Source organism: Succinimonas sp. (genome assembly GCF_045225735.1).
GTDB lineage: Bacteria > Pseudomonadota > Gammaproteobacteria > Enterobacterales > Succinivibrionaceae > Succinimonas.
On sequence record NZ_JBGVBR010000148.1, the window covers coordinates 1 to 3,554 of the forward strand.

The window sequence follows — 3,554 nt, forward strand, 5'->3', positions numbered from 1 at the left end:
CTGACCGCATTATCCTTGATTTCCCTGATAGCCGACACGATGGCGGTTCTTCTGGCGGCATCAAACAGCCTGGAAAAGCTCACCGGCTTATCAAACGGAGGCTTCTGCAGATCGGCAGGGCTTTCCATATAGCCGTTCTTCTCGATATGGCCGATGATCTTATTGATGAAGGCGATCTGTCTCTGGTTCAGGGAGGCATCATTGATAAATTCCGAAAACGCCTGCATGGCCGCCTCATGATCCAGCCGGGCGATTTTACGCACCAGAAGACCGAAGGGAGTGTCCCCGAAAACCTTCTGATAATCCTCGCGGCTCCCAAGTTCGCTGGTAAAAATCCGCTCCAGCTCCTGAAAATCCCCGGAGGTAAGCCTGATATTGTGCGTGAGCTTGTGTATGGCCAAAGTATCCCCGTGCTCGCAGATATAGCGGTTTACCCGTTCCCGGTAATCCTGAAAGTCATAAGCGGCATCCAGAGGCTCCCCTTCATTCATGCGGATCACGGGATCCGCCAGCCGGGTAATTACAGGAGCGCGGGAGGTCTTCTCGTCCAGAAATTTGATAAGCTCCCGAAGCTCGGTTCTGGTCTTCTCAAAGCGGAACACATTGTTAAGAGCCCAGTACTCATCAGTCTGGATCTCCCTTATGGCTGAAAGCCGGGCCCGGATCTGAGGCACTGCGGCCTTCTTCTCCAGGAGAGATGCGGTTTCCCGGAGAGCCGCCTTCGCCCTCTTAAAAGACGGGAGATGCTCCATGTCCGCCAGCATGAGTCCGTACATGAAGTTGTCAAAGCGTTTGGCGAACTCATCCTCTTCGTTCAGATGAGTAATTGGAGCGATGTACTGCAGAAGCTCGTTAAGATCCCCTGCGGTGATCTTTTCAAAAGCGTGTTCCGCCTTAAACTTCTCCACGTAGCGGAGCCGCTGCTTCACCGAGATGAGATCCGGATTAAGGTCTGCCACCATTTCCCGGCAAACCCGGACAAGATCCTCCCGCCATTTCTGAAACTCCTCTCCGTAATAAGCCGGATCCTCCAGGAGTGACAGCAGCTTTGCCTGCTTCCCGAAAATGCTCTCGCTGAGACTTTTGGCCTCCCGGGATTCAAAGCCTTCCTTATGCTGGCGGAAGTATTCAAAATTCCCGCAGTAGTCAAAGATCAGGAAGCGTTTTTTGCCTTCATACTCGCCGTCAATGCGGTCAACGCAGCGAAGATCCCGGCACAGTCTGGTGCCCCGGCCGATCATTTGCCAGAATTTGGTTTTGGAGCGCACCTTCTTGAAAAACACCAGATTCACGCACTCCGGCACGTCGATTCCCGTGTCCATCATATCCACGGAGATGGCAATGAAGGGATTCCGTCCCTCCTGCTTGAAGTCATCAATTACCTTCTGGGAGTAGCTGTCATCGCAGATCACCCTTTTGGCAAAAACGCCGTTGTATTTCGGGTACAGCTTGTTGAAGCGTTCCAGGATGAATTCGGCATGACGCTTGTTCTGAGCAAAAATAATGGTCTTGCCCAGCCGGTCGCCTCCGGAAATGTGAATCCCCCGATCCATAAGATCCTGAATAACCGTATCCACGGTGATCTCATTGAAAATAAAGGAATTCAGGGCCTGGGACGGAATGAATTCCGGGATCTCGCCGTCCTCCGCGAAGTCATCCTCAAAGCGTTCCCGGTCTCTCTCGGAAAGCTCGTCATAGTGAATGCCCTCCTCCATAAACCTGGTGGCAACCTCATAGTTGTAGTAGGGAACCAGCACCTGATCCCGGGACACCGCCGTTTCATAGTCATAGGCGTAGGTGGGGATCCCGTCCTCCATTTCAAAGAAATCGTAGGTATTGCGATCCACCTCGGTTTTGGGAGTGGCGGTAAGGCCCACTAAGACAGCATCAAAATAGGCAAAGATCTCCCGGTACTTTTTGAAGATGCTGCGATGGCTTTCATCGATGATAATGAGATCAAAATGCCCGGGAGAAAAGCTCCGGGATCCGTCCGGGGTTTTGGTGTCATCAATGGCGTTCAGAATGGTCGGGTAGGTAGAAAACACCACCCGGGCATTGCGGTCGTCCTTGTTGTCGCAGAGATTGCAGAGAGACATGTCCGGAAGATAGTCCTTGAAGTCATCCTTCGCCTGCTTCACCAGCGCCGTGCGGTCGGCCAGAAACAGCGCGTTTGACACATAGTTGCCCCGGGAGAGCACATCCGTGAGGCTGGCGGCGGTGCGGGTCTTTCCGGTGCCCGTGGCCATCACGAGAAGGTGCTTCCGGACTCCCTGCTCCAGCTTGTCGCATACTGCTCTTATGGCCTCCTTCTGATAATAACGGTCAGTAATGGCGTCATTTATGGGAAGGGATTTAAGATCCTGACATTTCTGAGAACGCCGGTTCATGAGCTTCTGAAGATCATCCCGGCTGAAGATCCCGCTCACCTGCCGGGGCGGAAAGCCGTCATCATCGGCAAAATACGTCTCAAAGCCGTTGGTCAGAAAAATAAAGGGCCGGCGGCCGATTTTCCTTTCCAGAGAATCCGCGTAAAGCCGGGCCTGCTCCAGACCGCTTTTGGGATCCCGGGAGGATCTTTTTGCTTCCACCACGGCGAGAGGCCTGCCGTCCCGGCCCATAAGGACATAATCCGCATAGCCGATGGCGCCGGATTTTCCGGCCATGCCCTCTACCCGGTACTCTTCAAACACGCTGGCATCGGCTCCGGTATCAGAAGGGTCTCCGGCGCCGGAGGAGCCGTCCTGATTTCCCCTGAGGGCAAATTTCCAGCCTGCGAGCTTCATGTCCGTATCGATGAAGATCTTCCGGGTTTCAAATTCCGAAATCTCCTCGGCCTGAAATTCCCGCTCCTTCTGATGCTGTTCCCGGGCTGCCGTATACTCCGCCGCCATCTCCTCAATCTTCTTCCGGAGAGCTTCGATTTCGGAATCCTTGGCCTCCAGAAGACTTTCCTGCTCCCGGATCTTTTTGGTGTCAATCACCACCCTTTCGGCGGGAATCAGATCCTCGCGGAATTTTCGGGGTTCATAGCAGGAGCCGTAGCTGTAATCGATCCATTCGATAAACTCAAAGAGAGCCTTCAAAGACGCCAGGGCATCGCTTCTCTGGATGCTTCTTCCGGTATGCACTGCCAGATTTCCCAGCTTCACCACAAAGGGCAGCCGAACCCAGACCGTCCGATTTACCGCTGATACGAAGGTCTGTTCATGAATAAGAGCCTGCAGATTGTCCTTGTACGGCATCTGAATGGAGGTATCCGCGGCATAGACCCATTTCACCGCAAGCTCCAGAGCCTTGCGGGCCCCGGCGGCGCACATGGCCGGAGCATAGGCATAAACCCTTTCAGCCTCAATAGCCGCCTGGGCAAATAACGCGAATTCGATTTTGTTATTAAGGAAATCAAAGTTGGACATAGGCGACGCTCCTGAATACTAATTTAACCCATAACCCCATGCTGTTAAACCCTGACAGGCAAATAATCAGGCCTGTTTAACAAATCACCCCGCCGGGAAAACCGGCGCGAGCGTAAACAGAAAACGAAAAAGAAAGCAGAA

Annotated in this window: 1 protein-coding gene; it reads right to left on the bottom strand. The window is 53.3% G+C overall.

The genetic code is table 11. From position 1 onward, the window contains the following. A partial coding sequence (locus ACJROR_RS05305) for a DEAD/DEAH box helicase family protein (protein ID WP_406546185.1) occupies positions 1–3,413 on the bottom strand: 3,413 nt, incomplete at its 3' end. Positions 3,414–3,554: the final 141 nt, after the last annotated feature.